The following is a 25,666-nucleotide window of genomic DNA, read 5'->3' on the forward strand; positions in this document are numbered from 1 at the left end:
AGGTTGGCAAGGATCTGGCCGGTGAGGGGTCGCATGGCGGAGCGCGCAGACCGGCGTTTCGGTGAACTGCCACTGCCGCAAACGGTTGCCGCTGCCGCGGCCATCCGCCGCCTGATCGGCATGCTGCTGTCGCTGGAACACCCGCATCCCACCGTCGATGCCATGTTGGAGCAGATCGGCCGGTGGGAATCCGACCTGGCCCCGGCCCTGCCGACGGACCCGCAGCCCAGGATGACGGGAGATAGCGACGACAACCGCCTCTACCTCCAACATGCCTTCGCCGTCGGCGAGTTCAATCCCGTCTTCCCAATCTACCGGTTCGACGACATCGGCCCGGACGCCGCCCGCGGCGCAGTGAGCTTCCCGCTGGTCTACGAGGGACCGCCCGGTCTGGTGCACGGCGGAGTCCTCAGCGCGTTCTTCGACTGCGTGATCCAGCATCACAGCTGCGCGGTCGGGATCGCGGGCAAGACCAGGGAATTGGCGATCACCTACCGAAGACCCACACCACTGGACACCGAGCTTGCCTTCGACATCGAGAGAATCCACGACGAGCGCGGTATCACCGCGACAGCACGGCTCACCCGGGACGGCGAGGTGCTGTGCACCGCGGTGGCCGATACCGTCGCCCTTCCTCCGGAACGATTGGCCGCCAGCCGATTCGGCCACCGGCGGCCCGGATAGACGACAGCTGAGGAGCTGACCATGACCACCGACGACCGTGTCCTCTTCGAGGTCGACGACGACCATCGCGTCGCCACCCTCACGCTGAACAATCCGGCCCAGCGCAACTCCTACGACGCCGCCATGCGCGAGGCGATGGCCCGCTACCTGGACGTCGTCGCCGAGGATGACGACATCACCGTCGTGGTGCTGCGCGGCGCCGAGGGCGTGTTCTCGACGGGGGCGGACATGAACAACGCCTACGGCTGGTACGGCGACAACCCCGGCCCGGCCGGGTCCCGCCCGAGCCGGCCCAGCCAGCGGCGCCGACTCACTGTGGACCGCAAGACGTTTGGCTTCTACCACAACCTGCTGGGCTTCCCGAAGGTCACCGTCGGAGAGATCAGCGGGTTCGCGCTCGGCGGCGGATTCGAGATGGCGTTGATGACCGACATCTCCGTGATCGCCCGCGACACCAGGATCGGCATGCCGGCCACCCGCTTTCTCGGCCCTGCCCTGGGCAGCCTGCACATGTTCTTTCACCGGCTGGGCCCGGTGCTGGCCCGGCGGCTTCTGCTGACCGGCGACATCATCACCGCCGCCGATGTCGAGCACCTGGGGGTCTTCACCGAGACGTGCGACGCCGGGTCGGTGACCGCCCGCGCCCGGTACTGGGCGCAGAAGGCGGCGAAGATGCCGGCCGACGGCGTCGTGATCGCCAAGGAAGCGTTCCGGCTCGTCGAGCAGAGCCAGGCCTATCAGGGCGAGGAGGTGGCCAGCTACCTCTTCCATGCCTACGGGACCAACCTGCAGTTCGCCCCCGGTGAGTTCAACTTCGTCAAGACCCGCGCGCAGCACGGCACCAAAGAGGCGTTCCGGCTGCGTGACGAGCATTTCGCGGTACCGGAGCCGGACTGAGACCCCCGGTCCACGCCGATACAGTATCTGCTAGTTTTGTAAACCTAGTGCTACCCGGAGGTGGAGAACCATGCCCGAACCAGTCATCGTCGGCGCCGTCCGGACCGCGATCGGTCGGTCGTTCAAGGGAACGTTGGTCAACACCCCACCCGAGACGCTGATCACCGCGGTCGTGCCCGAGGTCATCCGCCGTGCCGGTGTGGACCCAGCGGCCATCGACGACATGATCTTCGCCGAATCCCATTACGGCGGCGGTGACCTCGCCCGCTACGCAGCCGACGCCACCGGCCTGACGAATATCCCCGGCCAGTCGGTGAACCGGCACTGCGCGGGCAGCCTCACCGCGATCGGCAATGCGTCGGCGCAGATCGGCTCCGGGATGGAGCGGGTGCTGATCGCCGGCGGTGTGCAGTCGCTGTCGATGACCCCGTTGATGAGCCAGCGCATCATCGGCCCCGAGCTGAAGTTCGAGGAACGCTGGATGCCGCCGACCCACGTCGAGACGCCTGACGCGCCCACCAAGGACATGTCGATCACGGTCGGCTGGAACACCGCGCAGGCGGCAGGCATCACCCGCGAGGAGATGGACGCCTGGGCGGCGCGGTCCCATCAGCGCGCGATCGCCGCCATCGACGCCGGCAAGTTTCTCGACGAGATCCTGCCGCTGAAGGTTCAGCAGCTCGACGGGTCGGTGATCGACTTCAGCGTCGACGAACACCCGCGCCGCGACACCACCGCCGAGAAGCTGGCTCAGCTCAAGGTGCTGCACCCGGAGATCGAAGGCTTCTCGATCACCGCGGGTAACAGCAGTGGCACCAACGACGCCTGCGCGGCCGTGGCGCTGGTGGACCGGGCCTATGCCGCCGCCGAGAACCTCGACGTGCTGGCGACGGTCAAGGCGTGGGGCGCGGTCGGTGTACCGCCGCGTGACACCGGGCTGGGCGGCGTCGAGGTGATCGGCAAGGTGCTCGACCGCGCGGGGCTTCGCCCCTCGGATGTGGCGCTGTGGGAGATCAACGAGGCGTTCGCGTCGGTCCCGATCGCGGCCTGCCGCAAGTACGGTCTGGATGAGGATCTGGTCAACTTCTCCGGCAGCGGCTGCAGCCTCGGCCACCCCATCGCCGCCTCCGGTGCCCGGATGGTCACCACGCTGATCTACGAATTGCGCCGCCGCGGAGGCGGAATCGGCGTGGCCGCGATGTGCGCGGGCGGCGGCCAGGGCGGCGCCGTCGTGATCGAGGTCTAGCGACCCGTCAGCTCTTGCGGCGTGGCTTGCCCGCCGATTTCTTGCCGTCCTCGATCAACCGCTCGGCTCGCTCGAGGATGCATTGCAGGCCGAATTCGAAGTTGTGCTCGTTGGCCGCACCGATGCGGATGGTGTCCTCGAGCGCAGGTGCGTCCCGGTCGGCGTCCAGGTTCTTCTCGTGCAGCCGGTGCAGCACGACCGAACCCCGCACATGCAAGGACACCGCCGAGTACACGTCGAACGCGTCCTCTGCGGAGAGCCCGGCCTCCACCAGGCTGGCGATCGCCTTCTCCACCTCCTGCTCGCCGGCGCGCACCGCACGCGGGCTCAGTGCCGAGCGGATCAGGATGAGGTCGCACAGGATCGGGTTGCCCATGAAGGTGGTGCGCATGATCCTGGCATGGTTGGCCAGGGTCTCGCGCCAGTCATCGGCGGCCACATACGGCGTGGCGAAGACGTACTGGCGCAGCGCGCGATCGGTCATCGCGTTGAGCAGGTCGTCCTTCTTGCGGAAGTACCAGTAGATACTCGTGACGCCCACGCCGAGATGCTTGCCCAGCAACGGCATGCTCAGGTTGTCGATCGACACCTGCTCGGCCAGTTCGAAGGCGCCGGCGATGATGTCGTCGGGGTTGATCGACCCGCGCTCGCGCCGTGGGCGCTTGGCCGCGGTCGCTGGCTTGGCCACTACCGGTCCACCTTCCGTCGAAATCGGGTGACGAATCTACCGGCAACCGCGGTGTGAACTGCGTCTCCGCGGCGGATCGGTCCCATTCATCGAGTTACTGTAATGCCTATAGTAGGTTTTACCGATGCCTGTGGTAGGAGCCGCACCCGCACCGGAAGCGGGGTAACTCTGGTGGACCTCGGCCTGAAGGACGCCACCGCCGTGATCGTCGGCGGTGGGCGTGGCATGGGACTGGCCGCGGCTCGGTGTTTCGCCGACGACGGCGCCCGGGTTGCGCTGGTCGGCCGGACCCGCTCTGTACTCGATTCTGCCGCTTCCGAATTGGCGTCGCGGGGCAGTCCCGATGCGGTGGCGGTGGTGGCCGACGTCGCCGACGACGCGCAGGTTCGGGCCGCCTTCGACGAGATCGGGGCACGCTGGGGCGGCCGGCTCAACATCCTCGTGAACACGGTGGGCCCCGGTGTCCAGGGAGCGCTCGAACAACTCGGCGACGAGCAGTGGCACGCCGCGGTCGACGGCGGCGCGATGGGCATGGTGCGGTGCGTCCGGGCCGCACTTCCCCTGCTGCGGGCGGCCGACTGGGCCCGCATCGTCAACTTCTCGGCGCAGTCCACCCAACGGCAGAGCCCGAACCTGGCCGCCTACACCGCCGCCAAGGCGATGGTCACCAGCATCTCCAAGAACCTGTCGCTGGCTCTGGCGCCGGACGAGATCCTCGTCAACGTGGTCTCGCCGGGCAGTATCGCGTCCGAGTCCCTGGTCGGCTGGGCGGCGTCGGTAGGTGTCGACGGCACCGACCCCTATGCGCTGATGTCAGCCATCGACGAGCATTTCGGTCACCCCGCCCACCTGCCGTGGGCCGGCCTGCCCGAGGAGATCGGCCCGGTGGTCGCGTTCCTGGCATCCCGGCGCAACTCCTACATGACCGGGGCGAACATCAACGTCGACGGTGGCAGCGACTTCACCTGAGGCCCGTCCACGCGTGCTTGCGGAAGCCTATACCGATAGGTGTACAGTATGGACATATCCACAGCTCCGCGGCTGATCTGGAGGTGCACGCAGCCGGATGAACGGTCGTACTGATCTCGACACCCCGCAGAGCCCGGAAAACGCTGCTGCCCAGGATGATTCACCGGTCCTCTATGAGGTGCGCGAGACCGGGGTGGCGGTGCTGACCTTCAACCGCCCGGACCGGATGAACGGCTGGGGCGGTGGTCTGGCCGCCGGCTTCTACGCCGGACTCGACCGGGCCGAGGCCGACCCGAATGTTCGGGCCATCGTGGTCACCGGCCGGGGCCGGGCCTTCTGTGCGGGTGCCGACATGGGTGACCTGAACAGCATCGGTGCGGCCACCGTCGAGAGTGCGGGCGGTGCCGATCTCAGCGCGATGGTGGGAGAACGGCACGCTTTCTTCCTCACCACACTGCGCAAGCCCGTGATCGCCGCGATCAACGGGGCGTGTGCCGGAATCGGGCTGACCCAGGCGTTGATGTGCGACGTCCGATTCGCCGCTGCCGGAGCCAAATTCACCACGTCCTTCGCCCGCCGGGGCCTGATCGCCGAGTATGCGATCTCGTGGATTCTGCCCCGGGTGATCGGCTGGGGTGCCGCACTCGACCTGCTGCTGAGCGGGCGGGTGTTCCTGGCCGAGGAGGCCGCCCAACTCGGCGTGGTCAAAGAGGTGGTCGCGCCGGAGGAGCTGCTGGCCCGTGCGATCAGCTACGCCGAGGACATCGCCACCCACTGCGCGCCGAGCTCGCTGGCGGTGATCAAGCGACAGGTCTACGGCGATGCCCTTCGCGAGCTCGCCGACAGCAGCCAGCTGGCCGAGACGCTCATGCACGAATCCATGCAGCGACCGGACTTCCTCGAGGGCATCACCGCCTTCTTCGAGAAGCGGCCGCCGAACTTCCCGCCCCTGACGTGATCGGAGGACGACCCGAATGACTCTGGACTACAAGGCAATCGACGTCGACAACCACTACTACGAACCGCTCGACGCGTTCACCCGCCACCTGGACAAGAAGTTCGCCCGCCGCGGTGTCCAGATGCTGCGCGACGGTAAACGCACCTACGCGGTGATCGGCGAGCGGATCAACCACTTCATCCCGAATCCGACCTTCGATCCCATCATCGAGCCCGGCTGCCTGGATCTGTTGTTCCGCGGGGAGATTCCCGAGGGCGTGGACCCGGCCTCGCTGATGAAGGTCGACCGCCTGGGCGACCATCCGGAGTACCAGAACCGCGATGCCCGCCTGAAGGTCCTCGACCGGCAGAACCTGGAGACGGTGTTCATGCTGCCGACCTTCGCCTGCGGGGTGGAAGAAGCGCTCAAGACCGACATCGAGGCGACGATGGCCTCGGTGCACGCGTTCAACCTGTGGCTCGACGAGGACTGGGGGTTCGACCGCCCCGATCACCGGTTCCTGTCCGCGCCCATCATCTCGTTGGCCGATCCGCAGGCGGCCGTCGCGGAGGTCGAGTTCGTGCTCAGCCGCGGAGCCAGGATCGTCTGCGTGCGACCCGCACCGGTACCCGGCGTGGTCAAGCCGCGCTCGCTCGGTGACCCGGTGCATGATCCGGTATGGGCGCGGCTGGCCGAGGCCGGCGTGCCGGTGGTCTTCCACCTCTCCGACAGCGGCTATCTCGCGATCTCGGCATTGTGGGGCGGTAAGGCCACCTTCGAGGGTTTCGGGAAACGCGACCCGCTCGACAACGTCCTGCTCGATGACCGCGCGATCCACGACTCGATGGCCTCGATGATCGTCCACCAGGTGTTCACCCGTCATCCCACGCTGAAAGTGGCCAGCATCGAGAATGGCTCCTACTTCGTCCACCGCCTGATCAAGCGGCTCAAGAAGGCCGCCAACACCGCGCCATACCACTTCACCGAAGACCCGGTCGAGCAGCTCAAGAACAACGTGTGGATCGCTCCCTACTACGAGGACGACGTCAAGCTGCTGGCCGAGACCATCGGCGTCGACAAGATCCTGTTCGGGTCGGACTGGCCGCATGGCGAGGGGCTGGCCGACCCGATGTCCTTCACCGCCGATATCCCGCAGTTCCCCGAGTTCAGCGCCGCCGACACCCGGAAGGTGATGCGGGACAACGCATTGACCCTGCTGGGCGTCTCGGTATCGGCGGCCTAGTCATGCCGGAGTGGACAATCGGAGCGGTCCTGGACGCCGTCGCCGCGGCCATACCGGACCGCCCGATGACGGTCTGCGGACAGCGGGTCACCACCTATGCGCAGGCTGCCGAGTTCACCCGCCGGCTGGCGAACTTCCTTGCCGCCCAGGGCCTGGGTGCCCACCGGGAACGTGCCGAGCTCCAGAACTGGGAGTGCGGGCAGGACCGGGTCGCGCTCATCATGCACAACGACCGCTACCCCGAGGCGGTCATCGGCTGCCTGAAGGCGCGCACCGTCCCGGTCAACGTGAACTACCACTACACGCCACGTGAAGTCGGCGAACTGCTGGCCTACGTCAAGCCGACGGCGGTCATCTACCACCGCAGCCTCGGGGCCCGGTTCGCCGACGTCCTCCCGCCCACCGGCGCCCGGCTGATGATCTCCGTCGACGACGGCAGCCCCGCCCCGGAACTGCCGGGCGCGGTCCCACTGGAAGACGCGCTGGCGCAGGGCGATACCGACCAGAGAATCGCCGCCTCGCCCGACGACATCATGATGATCTGTACCGGCGGGACCACCGGCCGCCCGAAGGGCGTGATGTGGCGCCAGGCCGACACCTACGCGATCTCGATGAACGGCGCCGACCACGAGTCGGCCGGCGAGATCCACGCCCGACTGGGGACACCCGGGCCACCCTGGTTCGCGGTATCGCCGCTGATGCATGCCGCCGGCATGTGGACGGCGTTCGCCGGTGTGCTCAACGGCCAGACCGTGGTGCTCTACGACTCGACGAAGTTCGACCCGAAACGGGTACTGACGACCGCCGAGCGGCAGAAGGTCGGGATGATGACGATGGTCGGCGACGCCTACGCTGCGCCACTGGTCGCCGAACTCCGCTCCGCAAGCTATGACCTGTCCTCGCTCTACGCACTGGCCACCGGCGGGGCCGCCACCAACACCACCCATCAACGCGCACTGCTGGACCTGCTGCCGAACATCATCCTGATCAACGGCTACGGGTCCTCGGAGACCGGCAACGTCGGGTTCGGTCGCAGCACCCGCGGTGAGCACAAGGACACCTTCGAACTGCGCGACGGCGCACTGGTGCTCGCCGACGACTACCGCCGGTTCCTGCGGGCCGGTGAGGATCAGGTCGGCTGGGTGGCGCGCAGCGGCCGAATTCCGCTGGGCTACTTCGACGATGCCGAGGCCACCCGGACCACTTTCCCGGTCGTCGACGGCCAGCGGGTGGTGATCTCCGGTGACCGCGGATCGCTGGCCCCCGACGGTTCCCTGCGGCTGTTCGGACGTGACTCGCTGGTGGTCAACACCGGCGGCGAGAAAGTCTTTGTGGAGGAGGTCGAGGAGGTACTTCGGGCCCACCCGGCCATCGCCGACGCGCTGGTGGTCGGACGGCCCAGCGAGCGCTGGGGCCAGGAGGTGGTGGCGCTGGTCGCGTTGGGTGACCGTGACGTTGCCGGAGACGATCTGCGCACCCACTGCACCGCCCAGCTGGCCCGGTACAAAGCCCCCAAGGAGTTCATCGTGGTCGACGAGGTGAAGCGACTGGGCAACGGCAAGGCCGATTACCGGTGGGCGAAAGCCGTTGCCGCACAGCATGGGGCGGTGCTGCAATGAGCGGTCGCCCCGCCGTCATCGACGGACTGGTCAACGTTCACTTCGGTGAGACCGCGCAGCAACCCGGCTGGATGCTCAAGGTCCGTGACGACTACTTCAAGGGCCCGGCGTCGATGTTCGCCCCCGTCGAGCTGTCGCAGCTGCTTGACGAGATGGACGCCTACGGCGTGCAGAAGGCCATCCTGATGGACAACATCACCACCCCGCACGCCACCGCCCGCAGCTTCGTCGAGGCACGGCCGGACCGGTTCGCGCTGGCGATGGGTGGGCTCAATCTGTTGCGGCCGATGCCCACCCTGCGTGAGTTGACGGCGGTTGTCGCCGATCTCCCGGTCGTGTATGCCGCTGTGGGACCGAGCTTTTGGGGCGATGCGCAATACCCCCCGAGTGACGCCGTCTACTACCCGCTCTACACCAAGTGCGCCGAACTGGGCCTGCCGTTGTGCCTCAATACCGGACTGCCCGGCCCGCCGATCCCCGGTGAGGTGCAGAACCCGATCCACCTCGACCGGGTCTGCGTGCGTTTTCCCGAACTGCGGCTGTGCATGATCCACGGTGCCGACCCATGGTGGGACGTGGCAATCCGGCTGCTCATCAAGTACGAGAACCTGCGGCTGATAACGTCGGCGTGGTCACCGAAACGGCTGCCGGAGAGCCTGCTGCACTACATGCGGACCCGCGGAGCGGGCAAGGTGATGTTCGGGTCGGACTGGCCGGTGCTGAAGATGAGCCGGGTGGTCCCCGAGGCTCTCGCCCTCGATCTGCCGCCCGAGGTCCTCGAGAACTACCTCTACACCAACGCCCACGACTTCTTCTTCAAGGAGCGCTGAATGGACCGTTACGAACTGCGGCGGCTGGACTACAGCCTCAGCCAGGACCACACTGATCTGCAGAGTGCCTATCGGCAGTTCTTCACTTCGTCCTGCCCGATCGAGACGGTGCGGGCCGCCGAGGCCTCCGGTTTCGACAAGAATCTGTGGGAACGCCTGTGCGCCATGGGCGCCACCACCATGGCTCTGCCCGAGGAGGTCGGCGGGGACGGCGCCACCCTGGTCGACCTGACCCTGGTGGCCGAGGAGATCGGCAGATCGCTGGCGCCGGTGCCGTGGATCGATCACGTGAGTGCAGCCCGGCTGCTCGCCCGCCTCGGCGCACTGGACTCTGCGGACATTGTCGGCGGCACCACCGTGGTCGGCTTCGACACCCGGCAGAACGACAGCCCCGGCCGACGCCTGGTCCCGACCGGTTCCGTCGCCGACCACATCGTGGTACGCGACGGCGATGACGTGGTCCGGCTGACGTTCGGCACCCGGCCCGCGACGGTCGACAACCTCGGCAAGTTGCCGATGGCATGGGTGGACCCGGCTGCCGCCGACAGCCGGGTGGTCATTGCCTCCGGGTCGTCCGCCCTGGCGGAATACCAACGGGCGCTGGATGAATGGCGGCTGCTGATGGCCTCCGCACTCGTAGGACTGGTGGAGGCCACCATGACCATCGCCGCGGAGTTCGCCAAAACCCGCTACACGCTGGGTGTTCCGATCGCCACCTTGCAGGCCATCTCGCATCCGCTGGCCAACATGGTGATCACCGTCGAAAGCGGCCGCAACCTGGCTCGCCGGGCTGCCTGGTTCCTCGACAACGAGCCCGACGAGCGGCCCGATCTCGCGCCGTCGGCTTTCGTGTTCATGGCCGAGGAGGCGGCCAGGGCGGCCACCATGGCGGTGCACATCCAGGGCGGTCTGGGGGTGTCGGCCGAAGCCGCCGCGACCGCCTACCTGGTCCGCGCCCGCGGCTGGGCGCTGGCAGGCGGTGACCCGGCCGCGAGTGCCACCCGGGTCGCCCACCTCATCGCCGCACGCGAAAGCGCCTAGGAGGCAACATCATGGACTTCTCCCGCGTCGAACTGTCCGCCGAGGACGAGGACTTCCGCACCGACGTCCGAGACTTCCTGCGCTCGCAGGTCACCGAGGACGTCATCCGCCACGACCGGGAGACCGGTGACAACTTCCACGAGGGCGTGCACCTGGCCCTCGGCGCGCGCGGCTATCTGGAGCAGGAGTGGAAGCCCACCTCCGAGGGCGGGTTCAGCCGGGTACGCCGCCGGATCTGGGAACTCGAGAAGCGCCGCGCGCATGTCCCGTGGGTGACCTGGGGGACCACCGCCATGGTGGCCCGATCCGTGGCGAGTTTCGGCACACCGGAGCTTCGCGACGAGGTGCTGCCGGGGGTGTTCAGTGGTCACATCCGGTTGTGCCTGGGCTACACCGAACCCGAGGGCGGCTCCGACATCGCCACCTGCAAGACCCGCGCGGTTCGGGAAGCGGATGGATCGAGCTGGATCATTAACGGCTCCAAGATGTTCACCACCGGGGCGCACAACTGCCAGTATGTCTTCCTCATCACCAACACCGACCCGACTGCGCCGAAACATCAGAGCCTCACCATGTTTCTGGTCCCGCTTGACAGCCCGGGTATCGAGATCCAGGGCATCCGCACCGTCGACGGCGACCGCACCAACATCGTGTACTACAGCGATGTGCGCGTCGACGACAAGTACCGGCTCGGTGAGGTCAACGGCGGCTGGACGGTTCTGCGGGAGCCCTTGAACGCCGAGCACGGTGCGGTGGAAGCCGCGGCCGACGGTCTGGCCGACGTGTCGATCATGATGCACCAGGGTGGGTTCATGGCCACGGCGGTGGACCGGGCCGGCGCTTCCGTCGGGCAGCCCGATGCGGACGGCCGGCGCGCGGTCGACGACGGGGCGGTGGCCTACCGACTGGGCCGCAGTGCGGCCCGGCTGGAGGCTGCCCTCAGCGCACCGGGCATCTACGGCAGGGTGGCGCTGTCGCAGACCATGCGCGATATCGCACCGGACCTGATGGACCTGCTCGGGACCGCGGCCGCGCTGCCGGTCGGCACCGACGGGGCGCCCGACGACGGGGCCGCCGAGTACATCTACCGGTTCGCGCCGCTGTCCGGAATCTACGGCGGCACACTGGAAGTGTTCCGCAACATGATCGCCCAGTACGTCCTCGGGCTGGGCAAACCGGCTTACGCCGCACCGGTCAAGAAGACCTAGAGCCCTGAGTCGTCAACTCCTAGGCCCTCGCGTGTGGCACGTTGCCTCGAGGCTGTAACTGTCGTGCTGGCTACTCGCACTTTTGCGCGATAACTTCAGCCTCGGCGAAGTCGTGAGGCGGGATTGAATCTCTGACTCGAGTCACTAGAGCGTCAGCACCGTCGCGGCGGACGTGCCGGGGGCGCCGTACAGCTGGGTGAAGCCGACCTTCGGTTCGCCGGGAACCTGGCGGTCGCCGGCCTGGCCGCGCAACTGCCGGACGATCTCGTGAATCTGCCGCAGGCCCGAGGCGCCGATGGGCTCCCCATTGGCGATCAGCCCACCGTCGGTGTTGATCGGCATCGACCCGGTGATCTCGGTCTCGCCGTCGGCCAGCAGCCGATCCTGGTCGCCGTCGGCGCAGAACCCGCATTCGGCCATGTGGATGATCTCCGCGCCGGCGTCGGTGTCCTGCAACTGGATCACGTCGACGTCCTGCGGTGCCACACCGGCCTTCTCGAAGGCGGCGCGGGCCGCGTAGACGGTCGGCGCGACGTCCTCCTCGACCGGGGCGAAGGTGGTGTTGACCTCATAGGCGCCGTAGCGGCGGGTACGCACCTCCACCGCCCGCAGATAGACGGGCTTGGCGGTGTAGCGGTGCGCGATGTCGGCCCGGCACATCACCACTGCGGCCGCACCCTCGTCGGGCGCGCAGAACATGTACTGGGTCAGCGGGTAGTTCAGCATCGGTGAGTTGAGGATCTCCTCCTCGGGGATCGGCTTGCGCCGGAACGCATTCGGGTTCAGCACGCCGTTGCGGAAGTTCTTGGCCGCCACCCTGGCCAGTGTGGTCTGGGAGATACCGTGCTCGTGCAGATAGCGATTGGCCTTCATTCCGAAGAACTGCGTGGTCAGGTACTGGCCGTTCTCGGCATACCAGCGCGGCATACCCACCAGCGCGGGATCCTCGGTGAACGCACCACGCGGATGCTTGTCCAGGCCGATCGCGATCCCGATGTCGTAGTCGCCCAGCCGGATTCCGTCAGCGCAGGCTTTCGCGGCGCTGGCCGCGGTCGCGCACGCGTTGAACACATTGGTGAACGGGATGCCGGTGAGCCCCACCATGCCGACGATGGCGTCCGGGTTGGCGACCGTCCAGCTACCCCCGGTGGCGAATTGGATGTCGCGCCACTCGAGGCCGGCGTCGGCCACCGCGGCGACAATGGCATCCACCCCCATCTGCATCGCGGACTTGCCCTCGAAGCGGCCGAACGGGTGCAGGCCGACACCGATGATGGCGACCTCAGGCGATGGCACCGGACTCCTTGAGGGCTTCGATGCGGTCCCAGTCCAGGCCGATCTCCATGAGCACGATCTCGGTGTGTTCGGAAGCCTGTGGTGCCCTGGTGGTTTCCAGCGGCTCGTGGTTGAACTGGACCGGGCCGCGGACCACCTTGAACGGCGCCCCGCCGTCGGCGGCCTCCACCTCGGCGATCATGTCGTTGGCGATCGCCTGCTCGTCGGCGGCCAGATCGACCAGGCTCTGGTAGGGCGCCCACTGGCCGCGCATGGTCTTGAGCTTCTCGCGCCAGTAGTCGAAGGGTTTGGCCCCGATCGCCGCCGCGATGAGCTCGCTGGCCGCCTCGGCATTCTGAATCAGCGGCATCACGTCGCTGAACCGGGGATCGTCGGCCGCCTCCGGGATGCCCAGATGCTCGAAGGTGTCCCTGATGAGACCGGTCGGGCTGACGATGCAGAGGTTGATCGTCCCCCCGTCGGAGGCGACGTAGTTGCCGAGGAACGGATTGAACTGGGAGCCGCCGGATTTCGGCATCTCGGCCCGCATACACTCACCGGTGTCCATGCCCTGGGTCACGCTCGCACCCGCCGCCCACCAGGCTGTGCTCATCAACGACACGTCGACTTCCAGGGCCTCGCCGGTGCGCTCGCGGTGCAGCAGCGCCGCCGAGATTCCGCCGGCGATGTTCATTCCGCCGATCGAATCGCCGAACGCCGGAATGCCCTGGGCCAGCATGCCACCCAGGTCGGCCGGTGACAGGGCATAGCCGATGCCACTGCGGGTCCAGAACGCCGTCCCGTCGTAGCCGCCGACGTCACGCTGCGGTCCCTTGTCGCCGTAGGCACTGCCGCGGGCGTAGATGATGTTCGGGTTGACCGCGCGGATGTGCTCGACGTCGATCTTGTTCTTCTGACGCACTCCCGGCATGTAGTTGGTCAGGAACACGTCGGCGGTCTTGGCGATCTCGTAGAGCACCTCCTGTCCCTCGGCCGTGGAGATGTCGATGCCGACGCTGCGTTTACCCCGGTTGGGGTGCTCCATCAGCGGATGGCGTTCGGGGTTGAGCTGGAAACCGCCCATGTAGAGAAAGCCGCGCTGGGTGTCGCCGCGTACCGGATGTTCCACCTTGATGACGTCGGCACCCCAGTCGGCCAGGATGGCGCCGGCGGCGGGGACAAAGGTGAATTGTGCGACCTCCAGCACCCGGAAGCCATCCATCACTTTGATCACGCAGGCGCCTCCTCGGAAGTTCTGAATAAACTACTGTAACAATTACAGTTACTCGGCTGGGAGGTGTCGTGGATTCGAGCGTCGAACTGGGCCGCAGGGCGGCCCGGCGGGCCGAATCACGGATGCTGATCGACGGTGAGCTGGTGTTGTCGGCGTCGGGGGAGCAGTTCGTCAACGCCAGTCCGGCCACCGGGGCGCCGCTGGGGACGACGACCGCCGCGGGCGCCGCGGACATGGATCGGGCCATCGGGGCGGCCCGCCGGGCGTTCGACGAGTCCGACTGGTCCACCAACCGCGCCCTGCGCAGACGTGCGCTCGGGCAGCTGCAGGACGCCATCGAGGCCGAAAAGGAAGACCTGCGTGAGGAACTCATCGCCGAGACCGGCTGTCCCCAGCTGACCACACAGTCGGCCCAGCTGGACTGGCCGCTGGCCGAGGCGCTGCGCTACCCCGCGGGCCTGATCGACGACTTCCAGTGGGAGCGTGCCCTGGACGGCGGCGGTCTCTTCGGGGAACGCAATGTGCGCACCGTCGTCAAGGAGCCCGTCGGTGTCGTCGCGGCTATCACTCCGTCGAACTTCCCGATCGAGGTCATCCTCAACAAGCTCGGGCCTGCACTGGCCGCGGGGAACACCGTGGTCCTCAAGCCCGACCCGCACACCCCGTGGAACGCCACCCGGCTGGGCCGTCTGATCGCCGAACACACCGACATCCCGCCGGGCGTGGTCAACGTGGTGCCGACACCGGCCAACGACGTGGCCGCCATGCTGGGCACCGATCCGCGGGTGGACCTGATCTCGTTCACCGGGTCCACCACCGTCGGCAAGCTCTTGATGCGCCAGGGCGCGGACACCATGAAGCGGATGTTCCTGGAACTCGGCGGCAAGTCGGTGGCGATCGTCCTCGACGACGCGAACCCCGCCGCGATCGTCCCCACAGCGGTCGGGGTGTGCGTGCACGCCGGTCAGGCCTGCGCGGCCACCACCCGGATGCTGGTGCACCGCTCGCTCTACGACCAGGCCGTCGCTGATGTCACCGCAGCGTATTCGCTTGTGCCAGTGGGCGACCCGGTACGGTCGGACGTTCTGGTCGGGCCGCTGATCAGCGCCGCGCAAAAGCAGCGCGTGCTGGCCGCTATCGACGGCGCGCGGGCCGGCGGTGCCGAGATCACCGTCGGAGGGGCCGAGGTCGACGGACTACCCGGCGAGCTCGCCGGTGGGCACTGGGTGGCGCCCACCGTCATCACCGGGGTGGACAACAGCGCGGCGATCGCCCAGCAGGAGGTGTTCGGTCCTGTGCTCATCGTCCTGCCCTTCGAGGACGACGATGATGCGGTGCGGATTGCCAACGACAGTCCCTACGGTCTCGCGGGCGCGGTGATGTCCCGGTCGATGGAGCGTGGCATGTCGATTGCGCGCCGCATCCGGACCGGATCCTTCGGCGTCAACGGCGGCATGTTCTACGGCGCCGATGCTCCGTTCGGCGGGTACAAGAACAGCGGGGTCGGACGGCAGTGCGGCATCGAGGGTTTCCAGCAGTACCTGGAAACCAAGACGATCGGCTGCCGGATCCCCCGTCCCGCCTAACCGGCAGCGGTGAATGTCACCGGTAGTGCCGTCGGCGACCGGAACGGCTGACCCCAGATGTGCGGGGCGTCGTCGGTCACCAAGGTGATGTCGGCGAGCCGGTCCAGCAGGGTTTCGACGGCTACCCGGGTCTCCATCCGGGCCAGGTGCAATCCCATGCAGGTGTGCTCGCCGGCGGCAAAGGAGATGTGCGGCAGGCGCTTGCGGAAGATGTCGAACGCTTCGGCGTTCTCCCAGCGCTTCTCGTCACGGTTGGCCGAGCCGATACAGACGTCGATCACCGAACCCTTGGGTATCGCGACCCCTTCGATCTCGGTGTCGGTGTTGGCCGAGCGCTGGACCGTGGTCAGCGGGGTCTCGTAGCGCAGACCCTCTTCGATGGCCGGCGCGAGCAGCTCGCGGTCGGCCTGCACCGCCCGGAACTGGTCGGGATGGGTCAGCAGCAGGTAGAGGAGATTGCCCGAGGAGCGGTAGGTGGTTTCCAGCCCGGCGGGCAGCAACAGTCGCAGGAAGGAGTAGATCGCCTCGTCGGACAGTTTCTCGCCGTCGATCTCCGCCGACACCAGGTCCCCGATGATGTCCTCGGTGGGCGCCGAGCGGCGCATTTCGATCTGCTGGAGGAAGTAGTCCTTGAGCGCCGCGGACGCCTCGAATGCCCGCTGGTAGCGGATGTGATAGCTGATCAGCTCGACGGCGCGCTGCCGGAACCAGGGCAGGTCGTCTTCGGGCAGGCCGAGCAGCCTGGTGATCACCCGGGTGGGAAACTCGAAGGTGAACTGGGTGACCAGATCGGCCTGCCCATCCGCGATGAACTCGTCGATGAGCTCATTGACGACCGGTCGCACGATCATTGGTTCCCAGCGCTGCAACGACTTTGACTTGAATGCCGCCGACACCAGGTTGCGGTGCTGCCAGTGGGTGCGGCCCTCCATCGCCAGCAGGGTCGGCCCGATGAACAGCCCGACCGTCGAGTCGTAGATCTGCGAATTGAAGGCCTGGCTGTCCCGGAACACCCGGTTCACCGCGTCGAAGGACACCGCGGCGTACATATTCGGTGGGCGCATCTCGGCCGCCTTGGACCAGTCCATGACCGAACCCTCGAAGATGCCCGGCGACTCCCGGCGCCGCGCGGCGAACATCGGGTACGGGTTGCGCAGCAGCTCGGCACTGTCGACGACCTCGGTGTCCTCGACCGGACTGTCCACGTCTTCTCCTCAGTCCACCGGCTGGATTTACTGTAAATGTTACAGTAACTCACATCAGAGAAGTACCCCAGGCGGCGAAGGGTGTGCGATGACATCGACGGCAGATGAGCTCGAGGCCATCCGGACGCTTAAGGCGCGCTACTGCCGCTATCTGGACACCAGGGACGTCGACGGCTGGCGTTCACTGTTCGCTCCCGACCTCACGGTGCTGCTCGACGCCGCGGTATCGACGGGTGGGGCCGACGGGCAGACCGGGCCGCCGATCGAGGGCGTCGACAACTTCGTCCCCATGGTCCTCGGAACGCTGGAGGGTGTCGCGACCGTCCATCACTGCCACACCCCGGAGATCACGCTGACCTCACCGACGACCGCCACCGGCATCTGGGCGATGGAAGACCTGCTGTTCTTTCCCGACGGCAACCAGCTGCACGGTGCCGGGCACTACCGCGAGACCTACGAGAAGCGCGACGGAGTCTGGCTCATCACGAGCCTGCACCTGACCCGAACCCTGCTGCGGTTCTCAGGCGCGCCCGGGTGAGCCGGCAGCGTTTGGACGTCCTCGTCATCGGGGCCGGCTTCTCCGGGCTGTATATGCTGCACCGGCTTCGCCAGCTCGGTCTTCGGGCCCGGGTGCTGGAGAAAGCCGACAACGTCGGTGGCACATGGCTGTTCAACCGATATCCGGGCGCGCGCTGCGATATCGAGAGCATCGAATACTCCTACAGTTTCTCCGAGGAGATCCAGCAGGAGTGGGTGTGGACGCAGACCATGCCGGCCCAGCCGGAGATCGAGGCCTACCTGAACTTCGTCGCCGACCGACTCGACCTGCGCCGTGACATCAGCTTCGGCGCCGACGTGGTGGCGATGACGTTCGACGAGACGGCCGCCGAGTGGGAACTGCAGACCGGATCGGGACAGCGCTACGTCGCCCCCTTCGTCGTCGCCGCGTCGGGCATACTCTCGACGCCCCTGGAGCCCGATATCCCCGGCATCGACCAGTTCACCGGAACCTCGCTGTTCACCAGTCGATGGCCGCGCGAGCACGTCGACCTGACCGGCAAGCGGGTCGGTATCGTCGGCACGGGTTCCACCGGCGTGCAGGTGATTCCGGTGATCGCGCCGCACGTGGAGCAGCTCGTCGTCTTCCAGCGGTCACCGGCCTACACGCTGCCCTGGTCGGTGCGCGACCTGGCGCCCGGTGAACTCGACGAGATGAAATCCCGCTATGGCGAGATCCGCGCGGCACAGCGCGCGCACCCGGTGGGCGCGGCACGGCTCAGCGCATTCTCGGTGTTGATCGACATGCTCGGCTGCCCGCCGATCATGTCCGCCACCGCGGAGGAACGACGGCGCGCGGTCGACGAGCGCGGCATCGTGGGCGCGCTGAGTTGGGGTGACATCTTCTTCGACATCGAGGCCAACCAGATGGCCACCGCGCTGTATGGCGAGGCGATCGCCCGCATCGTCCATGACCCCGAGACTGCCGCGGCGCTGGTGCCCAGCCATCCCTTCGGATGTAAGCGGCCCATCATCGACCAGGGTTACTACCAGACGTTCAACCGCGCCAACGTCACCCTCGTCGATCTGCGGGCAGGCCCGATCCGGACCGTCACCGCCACCGGGATCGATACCGAGCAAGGCGATTTCGATCTCGACGCGATCATCTACGCCACCGGGTTCGACGCCATGACCGGGGCGCTGAGCCGCATCGACGTCCGCGGTCGCGACGGGATCGTGCTGCGTGACGTCTGGGCACAGCAGGGCCCGGTCGCCTACCTCGGTCTGGCGGTCGCCGGCTTCCCGAACCTGTTCATCGTGCAGGCGCCGGGCAGCCCGTCGGCGGCCACGAACTTCGTGGCCGCGATGGAGCAGCACGTTGAATGGATCGGCGACTGCATCACGTATCTGCGGGAGCGTGGCGTGCGCACCATCGAGGCGCAGCCCGAGGCGCAACGGGACTGGATCGAGCACACCACATCCCTGGTGGCACCCACCGTGCTGGTCCACCCCAGCTGCAACTCGTGGTACAACGGGGCGAACGTGCCCGGCAAGAAGAGGATGTACATGGGTTACACCGCGGGAATCCCGGAGTACCGCAGACGGTGCGACGAGGTGGCGGACAACGGTTATGCCGGCTTCACCCTGGCGTGACGCGGTGCGGTTGGCCGGCGCCTTCGGCGGCGTGCTGCCACGCTCGGTCGCCGCTTTGCAGCAGTCGTCAGACTGGAACGCGCTGTCCGTCAACGGCCTACGCCAGATGGCCGAGGTCGCCGTCGACGAACTGGTGGTCACCGGGATGACGTTGCTGTCCTCGCCCCCGCAGCTGCGCAGGCCGGTGGGCGACTACGCCGAGGCCGCCCGTGAACTGGCCGGCCTCGGTGTGGCCGGTGCACACCGGGATCCGGACCCGTTGCAGGTCAACACGATACGGCCCATCAACGCCGGTGCACTGTCCTATGAGCGGCTGACGTTCGAGCACGATCCGCAGCTGGTGCCGGTGCTGGCGGCCGAGGGGCACGCCGGCCCGTCCACCGCCGAGGCGGTGTTGTTCCGCCACGACGGCGGGCCGCGGCCCTGGTTGGTGTGGGTGCACGGTGCCGGCCAGGGCGGCATGTCGGACATCCTGGTGGCCCGAGCCGGGCGCATCCATCGCGATCTGGGGTTCAACGTGGCGATGCCCGTCCAGCCCGGACACGGTCCGCGCCGGGGCCGCTGGCCGGAGTATCCGGCGACCGATCCCCTCACCAACGTCGCGGGCATGATCCGGGCGGTATCCGAGGTACGGGCGCTGATCGGATGGCTCGAGCCGCAGTCGACGGCCATTGCGGTATCGGGGCTCTCGCTGGGCAGTGCGGTCGCCGCATTGGTGGCCGGACTTGATGACCGGGTTGACGCGGTGGCGCTGTACACCCCGATCCTGGGCCTCAACGGGATGATCGCCCGGCATCTACATCGGTGGGGCTCGGCAGCCGAGGAGGTCAGTGCGGCACTGACATCCGGCATCGTCGCCGACGTGACCTCGGTGATCGACCCGCTCGCGGTTGACCCGCTACCGCCTCCGCACCGGCGCCTGATTGTGGGAGCCTGGCACGACCAGATGGCCTACCGGCAGAGTGCACTGGCGCTGCACGAACACTGGGGCGGACAGCTGCACTGGCATGACGGCGGACACGTCGGGCATCTGCTGTCCCGGTCAGTGGAATCCGAGACCGCCCAGTTTCTGTCCGACCTCCGCGACAGTGTCGGTCAGACGCCGTAGTCCCGGATGATCCGTTGCCGGGCGTTGGCGAGTTCGCGGTCCACATCGAACCGGGCGGGCAGCGCGATCCACAGGAACGCGGCTCCGAAGGCGGCTCCCGTGATGTCCGCGGCGGCCGCGGGCACGTCGATGCCCGGGCGAATCGACCCGTCCCGCATGCCCTTCCGCAGACTGGCCGTCACCTTCCGCACCGCGGTGGACAGGTGACTGTTGACGCGCTCCCGCAGCGGCGAGGTGGTTTTGAGGGCCTCGAAGTTCGCCACGAACATCGCCCGCAGCACTTCCGGGTCCTTGGCATAGAGGTCCCGGATCCGGTCGATGTGGGCCAGCACCTGGTCCAGACCGGTCGAGGCCGGGTCCGGGTCCGGGTTGAGCCGGCTGATGTAGAGGTCGACGAAGTCCTCGAGGATCGCGTCCTTACCACCATAGCGGGCGTGCACCATGGTGCGGCTGTATCCGGCGCGCCGGCCGATTTCGGCGGCAGTCGTTGCGTCCCAGCCCTTCTCGACGATCAGGCTGGCGGCAGCCTCCATCAGCCGGCGTCGAGAAGTCTCGACCCGCTGCGGTTGTGTCAGGCCGCGCTCAGGCGAGGGCACCCTTGCATATTAAACACACGACAACTATGTTGCCGGAATGACGTCAGCCCCGGTGACCATTCCCTCGGGAATCGGGGACATCGACCCAGCCTGGCTCAGCGCTGCGTTGGGTGCCGCCGTGACTGACCTGGTGGCCGAGCGGATCGCCGAGGACAGCGGCTTCTCGGCGTTGGTATACCGGCTGCACCTCACCGGGGAGGGGGCAGTGCCGTCGACCGTGATCGCCAAGCTCCCCGCCGACTCCGAGGCCCGTGGGGCGATGGAGATGCTCGGCGGCTACCGTCGCGAACTGACGTTCTACTCGCAGGTCGCCGGGCGTGGCATGGACACCCCGCAGGTGTACCTCGCCATGATCGACGACAACGGCGTCGACTTCGTCCTGCTGCTGGAGGATCTGGGCGGGTGGGACAACGCCGATCATCTCGCGGGTTTGTCGCTGGATCGCGCTGAACTGGCCATCGACGCGCTGGCCGGGCTGCACAGCTGGTCGGTGCAGCCATCGAACAGTGCTGTGCTGCCGTTGTTTCCGGCCATGGACATGCCGACTGTGCGTGACCTGCTCGTGAACGTCTTCGCCCCGGGGTGGGAGATCTATCGGGAACACACCACGTCCAGCGTCCCGCCACGGGTGGCCTCGTTCGCTGAGCGGTTCGATCAGTGCGCCCCTGCCGCGCTGGCTGCGCTCACCGAGCGGGCGATGCTCCTGCACGGTGACATTCGCGCCGACAACATGTTCTTCGCCGGGGACCGGTTGAAGGTCGTCGACTTTCAATTCGCCTGCCGGGGATGTGGACCGGCCGATATCGCGTATCTCGTGAGTCAGGGTCTGCCGTCGGATGTCCGGCGCGGCAGGGATGACGTGTTGCTGCGCTCCTACCTGACTGCTCTGACCGGTGTGGAGTATCCGTTCGATCAGGCCTGGCGGCACTACCGGATGGCCGTTGCCTACCTCTTGCTGATGCCGGTGGTCAGTCTGCTGGGCTGGGATTCGCTTCCGCCGCGGGCGCGGTCGCTGTGTTTGACGCTGACAGACCGGTCGGTCGCCGCAATCGACGACATCGACGCCGTGGACGAGTTCGCATGAGCCGCAGCGCACGCGAGGTCGTGGAACTGTACAACCTGGTGGTCTGGAACACCCGTGACTTCGCGCTGGCCGAGGAACTGCTGGGCGACAGCGTGATTCGCCATGAGGTGGGCGAGGTGCACGTCCTGACCCATGACGAGGCTGTCAAACGGGTGGTGGACACCTGTGCGATGTTCGACGAGATCCGGTTCGACCTGAACCTGATCGTCGCCGGCGATGACGGTGAGCATGTGGCACTGGTCTACCAGTCGCCGATGCGGGTCACCGATGGCACCGAGCTCTGTATCGGCAGTATGGAAATCTTCCGCGTCGTCGACGGCCGCATCGTCGAGGTCTGGAACTGTGGTTACAAACAAGGAGAGTGGAAGTGAGCGAACGCGTACTCGACGAGCTCGGCTACTACCTGTTGGCCGGTGCCGGGGGCGAGGGGCCCGCGACTTTGATGGACGAGGCCCGCAGGGGTGAGGAACTCGGCTTCGGCACGGCGTTCATCTCCGAGCGCTGGAACGTCAAGGAGGCCTCGTCGCTGGTGGGTGCGGCCTGCGCCGTGACCACCCGGATGCAGATCGCCACGGCCGCAACCAATCACAACACCCGCCATCCCCTGATCACCGGCTCCTGGGCCACCACCATGCACCGGCTCTCCGGCGGCCGGTTCACCCTGGGCATCGGGCGCGGCATCGGGGCCATCTACTCGGCGTTCGGCATCCCCGCGGTGACCACCGCCCAGATGGAGGACTTCGCCCAGGTGATGCGCCGGCTGTGGCAGGGCGAGATCATCTTCAATCACGACGGACCCATCGGGAAGTACCAGATCCTGTTCCTCGACCCGGATTTCCGCGAGGACATCCGGCTGGCCCTGGTGGCGTTCGGCCCGAACACCCTCAAACTCGGTGGCCGGGCGTTCGACGACGTCATCCTGCACACCTACTTCACCCCGGAGACGCTGCAGCGGTGCGTCAAGACGGTCAAGGACGCCGCCGAGCGGGCCGGCCGCGACCCGGACAGCGTGCGGGTGTGGTCCTGCTTCGCCACCGTCGGCGACCACCTACCCGAAGAGTTGCGGCTGAAGAAGACCGTGGCCCGGTTGGCGACCTACCTGCAGGGTTACGGGGACCTGCTGGTCACCACGAACAAGTGGGATCCGGCTGTACTGGAACGTTTCCGGGCCGATGCGGTAGTGCAGTCGATCGGTGGCGGCATCGACCACAAGGCCACCGCCGAGCAGATCGAGCACATCGCGACCTTGATTCCCGACGAATGGCTGGAGCCCGCGGCGACGGGGTCGGCCCAGCAGTGCGCGGACCGGGTACGCAAGGAACTCGACTACGGCGCCGACGCGGTCATCATGCACGGCGCCACCCCCGACGAGTTGGAGCCGGTGGTCGCCGCGTATCGCGCTACGGCGTGATGACGGTGCGCGCCACCGGTTCGGCGGCTTCCTGGCGGCTGTAAATTCCGCGCTGCAGGGCCAGCAACAGCGCGTTGCGGGTCTCCTCCGGTGAGATCAACTCGTCGAACCCCAGGGTGCTCGCCGAGCGATATGACGCCTCGAGTTCCATCTGTTTGAGGGTCTCGGTGACGTCCTCGTCGGCGTGCGACGCCCGGCTGAGCGCGGCCGCACTCATCGCACCCATGGTGGCTCCCGGGTAGGCGAAGGTGGCGACCTGATTGTCGAAACCCAAGAGCGACATCACCATCGAGCCGAAGCCGAACGCTTTGCGCAACGTCAGATGGAGCTTGAGGGTGGTGGCCGCGGTCTGTGCGGCGAACATCCGGGCGCCCGAACGCAGGACGCCGCTGCGCTCGGACCGGCTGCCGGGCAGCATGCCGGGATTGTCGGCGAGGAACACGATCGGCAGGTGGAACGAGTCGGCCACCGTGATGAAATGTGCTGCCTTGTCGGCGGCGTCGGCGTCGATCGACCCGGCCAGCTTGGTCGGTTGGTTGGCCACGACAGCCACCGGATAGCCGCCCAGATGGGCCAGCGCACAGATGATCGCCGGGCCGAACTTGGGCTGGATCTCCAGCCAGTCCGGTTCGTCGACCACCACGTCGATGACGGTCCGGATGTCGTAGATCCGCCGGTTGTCCCGGGAGATGATGTCGAGCAGTTCCGGTGTCGGGCGCAGTGCGGCGGCGTCGTCGTAGAGGCGGGTGGGCGGATATGACCATGCGCTGGAGGGGAAGTAGGACAGGTAGCGGCGAATGTCGTCGAGCACCGCCTCGTCGGTCTCGGCGTAGTTGTGGATCACGCCGCTATGCAGGGCAACCTCGGGACCGCCGAGGTCCTCCTTCGAAATATCCTCTCCGGTGGACTCTTTCACCACCGGAGGGCCCGCCGTGAAGATCGCGCCCTGGGCGCTCATGATGCTGAAATCGCACACCGGTGCCACCAGGGCGCCGTGGCCAGCCGACGGGCCGAGAACGGCCGACACGGTGGGCACCTTGCCCGAGCACTGTGCTTGCGCGATGAGGTCGGTGGGGCTGCGCCCGTAGTGCTCACCGCGCGGCCGGAATCCGGCCCCCTCCAACAGCATCACCAGCGGAACCTTGTTGCGCAGCGCCAGTTCGGCCAGCCGATAGCGTTTGGCGTTGCCGCCGGGACCGATCGAGCCGGCCAGCGTGGTGAAGTCCTCGGCACCCACCATCACCGGTGTGCCCCCGATGCGTCCGGCGCCCGCGACGATGCCGTCCGCCGCGATCTCGCCGCCGACCAGCGTGCCGAATTCCTGGAAGCTGTTGTCGTCGAGCAGATGGTCGATGCGCGCCCGGGCGTCGAGTTTGCCCTTGCCGCGATGCTTGGCGAGGCGCTCCTCGCCGCCCATCGCCTGCGCATGCTGGCGTCGGCGGTGCAGATCGTGAAGCGTGTCCTGCCAGTCCTGCGCGTTGTTCATCGAGGTGTCCTAACCGTGCGCGCGTTGACCATACTGAATTGCTTACTGTAGCGTCTGCCGCCATGGCGGCGGGTAGTGGTCTCAAGGTCGACCGCGGGGTGATCAGCAGGCTCGCCGAGGTGGCCGGGGCGGCCGCTGAACTGGAGCGGCTGGGCTACGACGGTTGCTGGACCGCCGAGATCAACCACGACCCGTTCCTGCCGCTGACGCTGGCCGCCGAACACACCTCCCAGATCGAACTGGGTACCAGCATCGCGGTGGCTTTCGCCCGAAATCCGATGACCGTGGCCAACGTCGGCTGGGATCTGCAGGACTACTCCCAGGGCCGGCTGCTGCTCGGCCTCGGCACCCAGATCAAGCCGCACATCGAGAAGCGGTTCAGCATGCCGTGGAGCCAGCCGGTCAAGCGGATGGGCGAGTTCGTGGTCGCCCTGCGCACGATCTGGGACAGCTGGCACAACGGCACCAAGCTGAGCTTCGACGGCGACTTCTACACCCATCGGCTCATGACGCCGATGTTCACTCCGGAGCCGCACCCGTACGGCTCACCGAAGGTGCTGATCGCCGCGGTGGGCGAGTTGATGACCGAGCTGTGCGGCGAGGTGGCCGACGGGATGATCGCGCACGCGTTCACCACCAAGCGCTACTTCGAGGACGTGACGGTCCCGGCCGTCCAGCGCGGTTTGGACGCCTCCGGACGCAGCCGCGACGACTTCCAGATGTTCGCCCCGGTGTTCGTCGTCACCGGTACCAACGAGGTCGAGATTGCCGTCGCGGCAACGGCTTCCCGCAAGCAGATCGCCTTCTACGCCTCCACTCCGGCCTATCGCAAGGTCCTCGAACTGCACGGCTGGGGCGATCTGCAGACCGACTTGCATCGGCTCTCGATGGAGGGGCAGTGGGACACGATGGGCACGCTCATCGACGACGAGATCCTGGCGACATTCGCCGTCGTCGCCCCGGTCGATGAGCTCGCCGCAGCACTCAAGGCCCGCTGCGACGGGATCATCGACCGGGTGATGGTCGGGTTGCCCCCGGGGACACCGGAGTCCACCGTGCGTGCGTTCCTCGATGAGGTCCGTTCGGTCTGAGCTGTTGTTCGGCAAGGTTTTCCACAGTCCGGAGTTTGTCCACAGCCGGCATCGGTGTGTCGGTGGTTGTCGGTGGG

Annotated in this window: 24 protein-coding genes; 18 read left to right on the forward strand and 6 right to left on the reverse strand. The window is 67.2% G+C overall.

Features of this window, described 5'->3' with window-relative positions:
- The first annotated feature begins 33 nt into the window (after positions 1–33).
- From BN3385_RS10990 to BN3385_RS11000, 3 genes are all read left to right on the forward strand, one after another.
- Complete coding sequence (locus tag BN3385_RS10990; RefSeq protein ID WP_059016817.1) at positions 34–684, forward strand: PaaI family thioesterase; 651 nt, start codon at positions 34–36, stop codon at positions 682–684.
- A 21-nt stretch (positions 685–705) separates the two neighbouring features.
- A complete protein-coding gene (locus BN3385_RS10995) occupies positions 706–1,581 on the forward strand; it encodes an enoyl-CoA hydratase/isomerase family protein (protein WP_059016818.1) in 876 nt (291 codons plus the stop codon).
- A gap of 70 nt (positions 1,582–1,651) precedes the next feature.
- On the forward strand, positions 1,652–2,827 hold the full coding sequence (locus BN3385_RS11000; RefSeq protein ID WP_059016819.1) for a thiolase family protein: 1,176 nt from the start codon (positions 1,652–1,654) through the stop codon (positions 2,825–2,827).
- 7 nt (positions 2,828–2,834) lie between these two features.
- Here the strand turns inward: BN3385_RS11000 and BN3385_RS11005 are convergent, their stop codons facing one another.
- Positions 2,835–3,515, reverse strand: a complete 681-nt coding sequence (locus tag BN3385_RS11005; RefSeq protein ID WP_059016820.1) for a TetR/AcrR family transcriptional regulator — start codon at positions 3,513–3,515, stop codon at positions 2,835–2,837.
- Positions 3,516–3,686: 171 nt separating this feature from the next.
- Between BN3385_RS11005 and BN3385_RS11010 the strand changes: the two genes are divergently transcribed.
- From BN3385_RS11010 to BN3385_RS11040, 7 genes are all read left to right on the forward strand, one after another.
- Positions 3,687–4,484, forward strand: coding sequence for an SDR family NAD(P)-dependent oxidoreductase (locus tag BN3385_RS11010; RefSeq protein WP_059016821.1), 798 nt, complete (start codon positions 3,687–3,689; stop codon positions 4,482–4,484).
- 97 nt (positions 4,485–4,581) lie between these two features.
- Entirely contained in the window at positions 4,582–5,442 is an 861-nt protein-coding gene (locus BN3385_RS11015) for an enoyl-CoA hydratase (RefSeq protein WP_082690425.1), read from the forward strand.
- A gap of 16 nt (positions 5,443–5,458) precedes the next feature.
- Positions 5,459–6,664, forward strand: a complete 1,206-nt coding sequence (locus BN3385_RS11020; RefSeq protein WP_059016822.1) for an amidohydrolase family protein — start codon at positions 5,459–5,461, stop codon at positions 6,662–6,664.
- Between the two features lie 2 nt (positions 6,665–6,666).
- Positions 6,667–8,283: an acyl-CoA synthetase gene (locus BN3385_RS11025; protein WP_059016823.1), complete on the forward strand. Its 1,617-nt coding sequence runs from the start codon at positions 6,667–6,669 to the stop codon at positions 8,281–8,283.
- Complete coding sequence (locus tag BN3385_RS11030) at positions 8,280–9,113, forward strand: amidohydrolase family protein (RefSeq protein WP_059016824.1); 834 nt, start codon at positions 8,280–8,282, stop codon at positions 9,111–9,113. The genes BN3385_RS11025 and BN3385_RS11030 overlap by 4 nt, the downstream gene beginning before the upstream one ends.
- Positions 9,114–10,154: an acyl-CoA dehydrogenase family protein gene (locus tag BN3385_RS11035; RefSeq protein ID WP_059016825.1), complete on the forward strand. Its 1,041-nt coding sequence runs from the start codon at positions 9,114–9,116 to the stop codon at positions 10,152–10,154. It abuts the gene before it with no gap.
- Between the two features lie 11 nt (positions 10,155–10,165).
- A complete protein-coding gene (locus BN3385_RS11040; RefSeq protein ID WP_059016826.1) occupies positions 10,166–11,362 on the forward strand; it encodes an acyl-CoA dehydrogenase family protein in 1,197 nt (398 codons plus the stop codon).
- Positions 11,363–11,506: 144 nt separating this feature from the next.
- On the opposite strand, the gene BN3385_RS11045 is transcribed toward BN3385_RS11040, so the two are convergent.
- Positions 11,507–12,658, reverse strand: coding sequence for a thiolase family protein (locus BN3385_RS11045; protein WP_059016827.1), 1,152 nt, complete (start codon positions 12,656–12,658; stop codon positions 11,507–11,509).
- Entirely contained in the window at positions 12,645–13,859 is a 1,215-nt protein-coding gene (locus tag BN3385_RS11050) for a CaiB/BaiF CoA transferase family protein (protein WP_059021805.1), read from the reverse strand. Before BN3385_RS11050 ends, BN3385_RS11045 begins: the two co-directional genes overlap by 14 nt.
- A gap of 134 nt (positions 13,860–13,993) precedes the next feature.
- Here BN3385_RS11050 and BN3385_RS11055 point away from each other — a divergent pair, with 134 nt between their 5' ends.
- On the forward strand, positions 13,994–15,457 hold the full coding sequence (locus BN3385_RS11055) for an aldehyde dehydrogenase family protein (protein WP_082690691.1): 1,464 nt from the start codon (positions 13,994–13,996) through the stop codon (positions 15,455–15,457).
- Here the strand turns inward: BN3385_RS11055 and BN3385_RS11060 are convergent.
- Positions 15,454–16,662: a cytochrome P450 gene (locus BN3385_RS11060; RefSeq protein ID WP_059016829.1), complete on the reverse strand. Its 1,209-nt coding sequence runs from the start codon at positions 16,660–16,662 to the stop codon at positions 15,454–15,456. The two genes, BN3385_RS11055 and BN3385_RS11060, sit on opposite strands and share 4 nt — an antisense overlap.
- Before the next feature lie 88 nt (positions 16,663–16,750).
- Between BN3385_RS11060 and BN3385_RS11065 the strand changes: the two genes are divergently transcribed.
- Genes BN3385_RS11065 through BN3385_RS11075 form a run of 3 tightly spaced genes read left to right on the forward strand, consistent with a single transcriptional unit; the run spans position 16,751 to position 19,921 of the window.
- On the forward strand, positions 16,751–17,200 hold the full coding sequence (locus BN3385_RS11065; RefSeq protein WP_059016830.1) for a nuclear transport factor 2 family protein: 450 nt from the start codon (positions 16,751–16,753) through the stop codon (positions 17,198–17,200).
- The gene (locus tag BN3385_RS11070; protein ID WP_059016831.1) at positions 17,197–18,813 is read left to right on the forward strand and encodes a flavin-containing monooxygenase; all 1,617 of its coding nucleotides are present in this window, start codon (positions 17,197–17,199) and stop codon (positions 18,811–18,813) included. Before BN3385_RS11065 ends, BN3385_RS11070 begins: the two co-directional genes overlap by 4 nt.
- Positions 18,791–19,921 (forward strand): acetylxylan esterase family protein, encoded by a 1,131-nt coding sequence (locus BN3385_RS11075; RefSeq protein ID WP_059016832.1) that lies wholly within the window; start codon positions 18,791–18,793, stop codon positions 19,919–19,921. Before BN3385_RS11070 ends, BN3385_RS11075 begins: the two co-directional genes overlap by 23 nt.
- Here BN3385_RS11075 and BN3385_RS11080 read toward each other — a convergent pair.
- Positions 19,909–20,517 (reverse strand): TetR/AcrR family transcriptional regulator, encoded by a 609-nt coding sequence (locus BN3385_RS11080; protein WP_059016833.1) that lies wholly within the window; start codon positions 20,515–20,517, stop codon positions 19,909–19,911. The genes BN3385_RS11075 and BN3385_RS11080 overlap by 13 nt on opposite strands.
- A 37-nt stretch (positions 20,518–20,554) precedes the next feature.
- Here BN3385_RS11080 and BN3385_RS11085 point away from each other — a divergent pair, with 37 nt between their 5' ends.
- Genes BN3385_RS11085 through BN3385_RS11095 form a run of 3 tightly spaced genes read left to right on the forward strand, consistent with a single transcriptional unit; the run spans position 20,555 to position 23,012 of the window.
- The gene (locus BN3385_RS11085) at positions 20,555–21,601 is read left to right on the forward strand and encodes a phosphotransferase (protein ID WP_059016834.1); all 1,047 of its coding nucleotides are present in this window, start codon (positions 20,555–20,557) and stop codon (positions 21,599–21,601) included.
- Entirely contained in the window at positions 21,598–21,972 is a 375-nt protein-coding gene (locus tag BN3385_RS11090) for an ester cyclase (protein WP_059016835.1), read from the forward strand. Before BN3385_RS11085 ends, BN3385_RS11090 begins: the two co-directional genes overlap by 4 nt.
- On the forward strand, positions 21,969–23,012 hold the full coding sequence (locus tag BN3385_RS11095) for a TIGR03857 family LLM class F420-dependent oxidoreductase (protein ID WP_059021807.1): 1,044 nt from the start codon (positions 21,969–21,971) through the stop codon (positions 23,010–23,012). The genes BN3385_RS11090 and BN3385_RS11095 overlap by 4 nt, the downstream gene beginning before the upstream one ends.
- Here the strand turns inward: BN3385_RS11095 and BN3385_RS11100 are convergent.
- The gene (locus BN3385_RS11100; protein ID WP_059016836.1) at positions 23,002–24,498 is read right to left on the reverse strand and encodes an acyl-CoA carboxylase subunit beta; all 1,497 of its coding nucleotides are present in this window, start codon (positions 24,496–24,498) and stop codon (positions 23,002–23,004) included. The two genes, BN3385_RS11095 and BN3385_RS11100, sit on opposite strands and share 11 nt — an antisense overlap.
- Before the next feature lie 62 nt (positions 24,499–24,560).
- Here BN3385_RS11100 and BN3385_RS11105 point away from each other — a divergent pair, with 62 nt between their 5' ends.
- Positions 24,561–25,589 (forward strand): LLM class F420-dependent oxidoreductase, encoded by a 1,029-nt coding sequence (locus tag BN3385_RS11105; protein WP_059016837.1) that lies wholly within the window; start codon positions 24,561–24,563, stop codon positions 25,587–25,589.
- Positions 25,590–25,666: the final 77 nt, after the last annotated feature.

Origin of the sequence: Mycobacterium sp. M26 (genome assembly GCF_001494595.1) — a bacterium.
GTDB lineage: Bacteria > Actinomycetota > Actinomycetes > Mycobacteriales > Mycobacteriaceae > Mycobacterium.

Excerpts from the sequence above, each read along its gene's own strand:
- BN3385_RS10995 (WP_059016818.1), top strand. The coding sequence starts at position 706 with ATGACCACCGACGACCGTGTCCTCTTCGAGGTCGACGACGACCATCGC.
- BN3385_RS11065 (WP_059016830.1), top strand. The coding sequence starts at position 16,751 with ATGACATCGACGGCAGATGAGCTCGAGGCCATCCGGACGCTTAAGGCG.
- BN3385_RS11025 (WP_059016823.1), top strand. The coding sequence starts at position 6,667 with ATGCCGGAGTGGACAATCGGAGCGGTCCTGGACGCCGTCGCCGCGGCC.
- BN3385_RS11085 (WP_059016834.1), top strand. The coding sequence starts at position 20,555 with ATGACGTCAGCCCCGGTGACCATTCCCTCGGGAATCGGGGACATCGAC.
- BN3385_RS11090 (WP_059016835.1), top strand. The coding sequence starts at position 21,598 with ATGAGCCGCAGCGCACGCGAGGTCGTGGAACTGTACAACCTGGTGGTC.
- BN3385_RS11015 (WP_082690425.1), top strand. The coding sequence starts at position 4,582 with ATGAACGGTCGTACTGATCTCGACACCCCGCAGAGCCCGGAAAACGCT.
- BN3385_RS11040 (WP_059016826.1), top strand. The coding sequence starts at position 10,166 with ATGGACTTCTCCCGCGTCGAACTGTCCGCCGAGGACGAGGACTTCCGC.
- BN3385_RS11035 (WP_059016825.1), top strand. The coding sequence starts at position 9,114 with ATGGACCGTTACGAACTGCGGCGGCTGGACTACAGCCTCAGCCAGGAC.
- BN3385_RS11020 (WP_059016822.1), top strand. The coding sequence starts at position 5,459 with ATGACTCTGGACTACAAGGCAATCGACGTCGACAACCACTACTACGAA.
- BN3385_RS11055 (WP_082690691.1), top strand. The coding sequence starts at position 13,994 with ATGCTGATCGACGGTGAGCTGGTGTTGTCGGCGTCGGGGGAGCAGTTC.
- BN3385_RS11105 (WP_059016837.1), top strand. The coding sequence starts at position 24,561 with ATGGCGGCGGGTAGTGGTCTCAAGGTCGACCGCGGGGTGATCAGCAGG.
- BN3385_RS11075 (WP_059016832.1), top strand. The coding sequence starts at position 18,791 with ATGCCGGCTTCACCCTGGCGTGACGCGGTGCGGTTGGCCGGCGCCTTC.
- BN3385_RS10990 (WP_059016817.1), top strand. The coding sequence starts at position 34 with ATGGCGGAGCGCGCAGACCGGCGTTTCGGTGAACTGCCACTGCCGCAA.
- BN3385_RS11030 (WP_059016824.1), top strand. The coding sequence starts at position 8,280 with ATGAGCGGTCGCCCCGCCGTCATCGACGGACTGGTCAACGTTCACTTC.
- BN3385_RS11050 (WP_059021805.1), bottom strand. The coding sequence starts at position 13,859 with ATGGATGGCTTCCGGGTGCTGGAGGTCGCACAATTCACCTTTGTCCCC.
- BN3385_RS11100 (WP_059016836.1), bottom strand. The coding sequence starts at position 24,498 with ATGAACAACGCGCAGGACTGGCAGGACACGCTTCACGATCTGCACCGC.
- BN3385_RS11000 (WP_059016819.1), top strand. The coding sequence starts at position 1,652 with ATGCCCGAACCAGTCATCGTCGGCGCCGTCCGGACCGCGATCGGTCGG.